We start from the raw sequence: 7856 nt of genomic DNA, 5'->3' as shown, positions 1-7856 counted from the left end.
CAAGCATATTTTGATGAATTTTGTTTTAGAATTAATAGGTCACAATACAAAGAATCCATTTTTCATAAAACAATTCTTAGAATGGTACTACAAAAACCTAAATATCAAAAAAATACAAAACAGACACTAGGCGTATAACTCAATAAATTTTAACATCATTATTAGTATTCTATTTATTTTTACTTATTTTGGTCAAAAAAAATAACCATACTTTCGTAAGTGAATAATTAAGACCCTTTTTATGAAGAGAATTTTATTAGTAGTGTTTATTTGTTCTTTTGTGTCTTCAGCTCAAATAAAGAAAACTATAAAAGTTGGAGTTTTGTCAGACAGAACATCTAATCTAACAATTCCAGTTATAGATCAACTTATAAGTGAGATTAAAGCAGTTATGGGACAAGAGGCGACCCTTGTTTTTGGTGAGCCATTAGAAAATAATTATGATTTAAAAGTAGCAAAAGAGAATTTAAAAATAATGATGGATAGTGATAATGACATCATTTTATCTATTGGAGCCTTAAACGCAATTGTTTTGCATAATAGGCAGGTTTTTAAAAAACCAATTATTGGTTTTGGTTCTGTGAATAACGATTTTGTTAAGTTCCCTTTGTTACAAAGTACCTCAGAAATAGATAATTTAAATTATATAGTAAGTCCTTATTCTTTTACAGATGATTTAGATGTTTTTAAAACTATTTATGATTATAAAAATATCGCGATTTTTATGGAGGCTTTTTTGATTAGAGAATTGCCTGTGAAAAAAAGTTTAGACACATATTTTGCAAATTCTAACGCTACATATAAACTGATAAGGGTTTCTGAAAGTTTAGATATCATAAAAGAACTAGATGGTGTTGACGCTGTTTATTTGGCAAGTGATTTTAATTTCGGTAGTGCTAAGAGGAAAATTTTGATAGACTCTATAACGAAAAGAGAATTACCTTCGTTTTCTGCCTTGGGTATTTCGGATGTAAATAAAGGAGTTTTGGCAACACAGCAAACAAATGCAAATTCATCTCAGTTTTTTAGAAGAATTGCATTGAGTTTTGAATCCATTGTGTCAGGTATAAATGCATCAGAATTGCCGTTGTTTATAGATTACAAGAAAAACATAACCATTAATTACACAGCAGCGTCAAAAATTAATTATCCACTTCGGTTTAGTATGGTTGGAAATGTTGATTTTGTACGAGGAAAAGATACGGTCCCTTCCGTATTTTCACTATCTATTTTAGATGTAATGCGCGGTGCTGTTGGAGAAAATTTAGATTTAAAATCAGAGAAGAAAACTAGGGAATTAAGTGAAAATGAATTTCAGTCTGCAAAAAATCAATATTTACCTGATCTTACAGCTAGCGCTAATGCAGCATATATTGATCCTGATTTGGCTGCAATTCCACTTGCGGGTCCTGAATTTTCTACTACAGGAAGTGTTACTTTAGAGCAATTGATTTATTCTCCAGATGCTTCAGCAAATAAAACAATTCAAAAAGAATTGAATAAAGCACAGCAAGAAGTATATAATACAGCTGAATTAGATCTGTTACTTCAAGCGTCTTTAGTATATTTTAATTCGTTGATTTTAAAAACAAATGTCAATATTCAAAATCAAAACTTACAAGTTACCAAGTTAAATTTGGAGTTAGCTAGACAGAATTTTGAAGAAGGAGCTTCTGGAAAATCTGATGTATTACGTTTTAAGAGTCAGTTAGCTCAGGATACACAAAGTTTAATAGAAGCAGCGAATGATTTGAAATTATCTTTTAATGAATTAAATGCACTGATAAATAGACCAATCAATACTAAAATTGATATTGATGATGCGGAAATTAGCAAAGGTTTGTTTAATAATTATAATTTTAAGAAGTTATCAGAATTTATTGATGATCCTATGTTACAACCACAGTTGTTAGAATTTCTTGTTTTGGAGGCAAAATTAAATGCGCCCGAATTAAAGAACTTGGCGTATAATATTAAAGCTGTAAAACGAAAGTATCGTTTAAATAATGCAGGACGATTTTCACCAACGATATCCTTGCGAGGACAATACAATTATACCTTTAATAGATCTGGAGTAGGAGTGGTGGCAATTGAAGGATATGATATTCCTGATGGTTCGTATAATGTAGGGGTAAATTTATCGTTACCTCTTTTTCAACAAAATTCAAGAACCTTAGAGAGGAAATCTGCTAAGATACAGCAGGAACAATTGATGATAAATCAAGAAAATGCAAATCTTCAAATTTCTAAAAACGTAAATGATATCGTTTCTGAATTGGCAACTCAAATAGTAAACATTAGAATTTCTAAAACTGCTGAAGAAACAGCAAAAGAAAGTTTAGAATTAACACAAACAGCCTATAAAAACGGTGCTATACCAGTAATTCAATTGATTGATGCTCAATCTAATTATTTGCAGGCTCAATTAGGGAGTGCCACAGCAAATTATGGATATCTATTAACTACTATTCAACTAGAAAGAGTAGTTGGACATTTCTTTTTGGTTAGTTCTACTGAAAAGAATAAAGATTTTATGGAACGTGCTCAAAATTATTTATTAAATAAAAAACAATAATACCATGAAGATATATAAAGTAGCAATTGCTATTTCGATAGGTTTTATACTGCAATCATGTAAAGAAAAAGTAGCCGAAAAGAAAGAAGTTTTACGCCCAATTCGTTATGAGGTTGTTGGAACAGTTAACCAACAAAGAGTACGTGAGTATAGTGGAATTGCAAAAGCTAGTGATCAGATAGATTTGAGTTTTAGAAGTAGTGGAATCATTACGGAACTTAATATAGCTGTTGGGATGAAAGTTAAAAAAGGAGATCTATTGGCAAAGTTAGATAATGTTCAAGCTAAACTAGCTTATGAACAAGCGATATCTGCTTTAAGTAGTGCAAGATCTGCTAAAAATATGTCAATATCTAATCTGGAAAGAATTAAGACTCTATATGCGAAAGGAAGTAATTCATTAAGTGATTATGAAATGGCAAAAAATAATTACCAATCAAATTTAGATAAATACGAATCTTCTAAGAGAAATATTAGTATTCAAAAATCTCAAATTAATTATGGATATATCTATGCTGCTAAAGATGGAGTTATTGCTTCTAAAATTGCAGAGTTGAATGAAAATGCATCGGCAGGTCAGATAATCGGAGTTTTAAATGCCGGTTTAAAAACAGACATTATGGTTGGAATTCCTGAGAATGTTATAAATATGGTGTTTTTAGGAATGGAAACAACATTGACATTTTCTTCAATTGAAGGAAAGAAATTCAAAGGGGAAATAATAGAAATATCTCCTATTGCTAATGAAAATTCAGCTTCTTACCCTGTGAAAATTGATGTCATTGATGGAACAAAAAATATAAAATCAGGAATGACAGTTGATGTTGCATTTATGTTTTCTAAAAGTATTGGTGTTAGTAATCCTAATACTTTAATTATTCCTGTAAAATCTGTTGGTGAAAATGGGGATGGAAATTTTGTATTTGTCATTGAATCTAAAGATGATAAAGTTGGTACTGTTAGAAAAAAAACGATAACGATTGGCGAATTAACAGTAGATGGTTTTATTGTTAAAGAAGGCTTGGTTGAAGGAGATAAAATTGCCACAGCGGGATTACAGTCACTTTTGAACGGTCAAAGAGTTAAGTTAGATTAAGACACTTTAATATAGGATAAATATGAATTTTGCTAAATTCTCAATAGAGAAAAACAGAGTAGTTCTTAGTATATTAGCAGTTGTAATGCTAATGGGAGTGATTGGGTATATGAGTTTATCCAGAGATAGTATGCCTCCATATACTATTCGTGTAGCGACGATTGTAACTAATTTCCCAGGAGCTTCTCCTGAAAGGATTGAAGATCTTGTTACTGATAAAATTGAAAAAATTGCTCAAGAATTACCAGAATTAAAAGAAGTGACCAGTACCTCTCGATCAGGACTTTCTGTTGTTACTGTTGAGCTAAAAATGGAAATTAAACCTGAAGATTTACAAGAAATTTGGGATAGATTACGCAGGAAACTTTCTTCAATTGAAGGTCTTCCTAGCGGAGTAAAGCCATTTTTAGATGATGATGGTATCGGGGAAGTATTTGGTATTGCTGTTGGAATTACTAGTGATGGATACTCTTATAAAGAAATTAAAGAATATGCCGATGATTTAAGAGATGACTTGATAAAATTGGATGCTGCTGCAAAAGTTGAAATTAATGGAGATCAGGAAGAACGTGTTTTTGTTAAGTTTGACAATGCTAGGTTAAAATCTTATGGATTGACATCTAGTAGTTTAAAAAATATAATTACAAGTACAAACATTCTTAATTCTGGTGGTGAAATCAATATAGAGGAAGAAAGGATTATTTTAGAGCCTACAGGAAACTTTAACTCTATTGAAGATATCAAACGTATGTTGATACCTGTTGGAAATAAAGTACAAGTAGTAGCTTTAGAAGATATTACAACTGTTGAGAAAGGGTATATATATCCGCCAAAACAAATTGTGCGGGTAAATGGAAAAGATGCAATTTCTCTTCATGTATCTTTAAAAGAAGGGCGTAATGTAATCAAGCTAGGGAAAGAAATTGATCAAGTTTTGGCAAGGTATAATTCTAAATTTCCTGTTGGGTTATCTGTACAAAGACTGTCATCTATCGATACTTATATAGACTTAAAGATAGACGGTTTTATGAGTAATTTAATACAAGCGATTGGAATTGTATTGGCTGTGATGCTTATATTTTTGGGGCTCAGAACAGGTTTGGTTATTGCTAGTTTGATTCCGATTGTAACTATTGCTACCATTATGGTAATGGGAGTTTTAGACATAGGATTGAATCAGATTTCACTTGCAGCTTTGATTATGGCTTTGGGAATGATGGTAGATAATGCTATAGTAGTTGCAGAGTCAATTATGGTAAAGATGGAAGAGGGGATACCTGTTAAGAAAGCTGCGATTGATTCTTGCGATGAATTGTTTATGCCTTTGTTGATATCTACTCTAACTACTTCTGCAGCATTTTTAGCCTTTTATTTAGCTGAGTCAACAATGGGTGATATTATGGGACCTATATTTGTTGTGATTACAATTGCTTTGTTGTGTTCTTGGGTTATATCATTGAGTGTGATAACCTTATTTTGTGTTTTCTTTTTAAAAATAGAGAAAAAGAATAAAGATGAATTAGGTTTTTTGGATAAGCTTATTATTACAATGAAAACAGCTTATAAAGATATGATTCTTATCGCGTTGAATTGGAAAAAATCTGTTTTAGCAAGCGTTGTAGTTTTATTGGTGTTGTCCTTTTTTGGATTCGGATTATTGGATGTATTGTTTTTTCCAGACAGTGATAGAAATATGATTACTATTGACATCAACTTGCCGCAAGGAACAAAAATTGAATCTACTACAGAAACAGTTTTATCTATTGAAAAGTATATCGCAGAAAACTTAAAAGTGAATAAGACAAATCCTGATGGTGTTGTAGATTGGTCTAGTTTTATCGGTTCAGGTCCTTCTTCATATGATCTTGGATACTCTACAGAAGAGCCGAACTCTAATTATGCACATATACTGGTGAATACATCTAATTATACAGTGAATTTACCTATGATTAAAGCATTGGATACTTATTGTTATAAAACATATCCAAATGCAGATATAAAAGTTAGTCTGCTTGGTTCAGGTGGAGGAGGAGTTCCTATTGAAATAAAAGTATCAGGATATGATCCAGATAAATTATCAAATATTTCAGAGTCTATCAAAGCGAAGTTGTTTTCTTTTGATGGAACAAAAAACATCAAAGATGATTGGGGACCTAAAGGAAAAAAGTTTGTAATTGATATCGACCAAAATAAAGCTCAATTAGCAGGTGTCACAAATCAGGATATTGCTACCTCATTACAAACTGTTTTGGATGGGTTTAGAGCTGGAGAATACAGAGAAGGAGATAATTCAATTCCTATTTTAATGTTAAGTAGTAAAAGTAAAGAGCAATCATTAGCTTCTTTAGAAACTTTAAATGTGTATTCTCAAAATTCTGGTAATTCTGTTCCTTTATCACAGGTAGCTAAAATTACTCCAGAATGGCAGTATACAAATATTAAAAGATTGAATTTAACACGTACCATTATTATTCAGAGTGAATTGACTGAAGATGGAAATGCAAATAAAATAGTATCTGATTTAAAACCATGGCTAGAAGAGCAAAAAGAAATTTGGGGAGATGGATATTACTATTCATTAGGAGGTGATGCGGAAAATAGTGCAGAAAATATGGGGGCTGTAACCGCTTATTTACCAATGTCTGCTTTTATTATAGTGATGCTTTTGATTATTCAATTTAATTCCTTTAGGAAAATGACTATGATAGTATGTACTATTCCTTTGGGAGTAATTGGTATGGTATTAGGCTTATTGATTTTTAATGTGCCTTTTGGTTTTATGGCTTTCTTAGGGGTAATTTCATTAGCGGGTATTGTTATCAATAATGCTATCGTTCTGGTAGATAGGATAGAAATTGAAGAAAATGTACTTAAAAAGACACCACAAGATGCAATTATAGCTGCTTGTTTACAAAGATTTAGACCTATCGTATTGGCAACTTTTACTACGGTATTAGGACTTGTCCCATTGTACCTTGGAGGGGGAGCGATGTGGGAGCCAATGGCAGTAACCATAATGGTTGGTTTGTTATTTGGTACTGTGGTAACATTACTTTTTATCCCTGCTTTTTATAGTTTATTGTATAAAGTAAGTTATAAAGGCTATGTGTTTAATGAAAAGCTATTAGACTAATATGGAATTTAAAAGACTGCATCCTTATCGTTTTGAGATTTTCTTTGTTAGTCAAATGTTTATATTATTTGGGTCAATTATTGCTACTGGTGATTGGTATGAAACAGTTTTATTCCCGATAACATTTATTGTCAATATATCTGCTGGTTTGATTTTGATGTCGAGACATCGAATTAAATTTTTGGGATTTGTTGGCTTGTTATTTCTAAGCGGTTTGTTGTTTGTTTGTAAATTAACAACTTCTGGTTATGATGATGAAATCACCATTTTTAGAACGGTAATCAACTTTCTTTTTTATGTGTTTGTTACGATTGAGATTATAAAACAGGTATGGGATTCTCAAAGAATTAGTTCCAATATTATTTTTGGTTTGATAAGTGGGTATGTCTCTATAGGTCTAATCGGTTATTTTTTCTTTATATCAATAGAGTTAACCGTTCCTGGTTCTTTTCTTGGAAATCAAGAAGCATTTATGTTAAGAGAAAACCTCAATGACAGCTTTATGTACTTCAGTTATATTACACTTTTATCTATCGGCTATGGAGATATTTCCCCTGTTTCTCCATTTGCCCAAAAAGTAACGATATTAATAGGCTTGTTAGGGCAAATGTATAATGTAATTATTACTGCAATTGTTGTTGGGAAATACATCAATCAATTAAAAAAATAAACTGATTTTTATCATAAAAACTACAAGCTTTTTAGTGGTTTCGTCCTAAACGACTATAAAAAGATAAAATGAGAGAGGTTAATTCGTGACTCAAATTGTCTTTGAATTATACAACAAAATCCTTCGATTTTGCTATCAAACATAAGCTTATAACCAAAGAAACATCAAAATGATTGATTAAATTAGTTTCTCTATCCTTTATATTTCAATATAAAATAGAACCGTAACCCTTGGCCATGCATATATTAAGACCGTTGCATAATGCTCTTTTCATTTTTAGATTTCAATTTTGACTTTTTAAATCTAAAATTTATATTTTTTTTTCTTATTTTCATTGTTTATGTTAGTTATGGATCTATTTTTTGGTTCATTTTCCTTTAGT

4 protein-coding genes and 1 pseudogene are annotated in these 7856 nt (G+C 31.1%); all 5 read left to right on the top strand.

Annotated elements, in window-relative coordinates; genetic code table 11:
• Positions 1 to 138 (top strand): annotated as a pseudogene (locus V5787_RS11640) (IS1595 family transposase); the annotation flags it as partial.
• 103 nt (positions 139 to 241) lie between these two features.
• Positions 242 to 2575: a TolC family protein gene (locus V5787_RS11635; protein WP_336893378.1), complete on the top strand. Its 2334-nt coding sequence runs from the start codon at positions 242 to 244 to the stop codon at positions 2573 to 2575.
• Between the two features lie 4 nt (positions 2576 to 2579).
• The gene (locus V5787_RS11630) at positions 2580 to 3671 is read left to right on the top strand and encodes an efflux RND transporter periplasmic adaptor subunit (RefSeq protein ID WP_336893377.1); all 1092 of its coding nucleotides are present in this window, start codon (positions 2580 to 2582) and stop codon (positions 3669 to 3671) included.
• 22 nt (positions 3672 to 3693) lie between these two features.
• Positions 3694 to 6804, top strand: a complete 3111-nt coding sequence (locus tag V5787_RS11625; RefSeq protein ID WP_336893376.1) for an efflux RND transporter permease subunit — start codon at positions 3694 to 3696, stop codon at positions 6802 to 6804.
• Between the two features lies 1 nt (position 6805).
• Positions 6806 to 7474 (top strand): ion channel, encoded by a 669-nt coding sequence (locus tag V5787_RS11620; RefSeq protein ID WP_336893375.1) that lies wholly within the window; start codon positions 6806 to 6808, stop codon positions 7472 to 7474.
• The last annotated feature ends 382 nt before the right edge of the window (positions 7475 to 7856 follow it).

Origin of the sequence: Flavicella sp., from assembly GCF_037132785.1 — a bacterium.
Classification (GTDB): Bacteria; Bacteroidota; Bacteroidia; order Flavobacteriales; family Flavobacteriaceae; genus Flavicella.
This window is presented reverse-complemented; position numbering and strand designations above follow the sequence as displayed.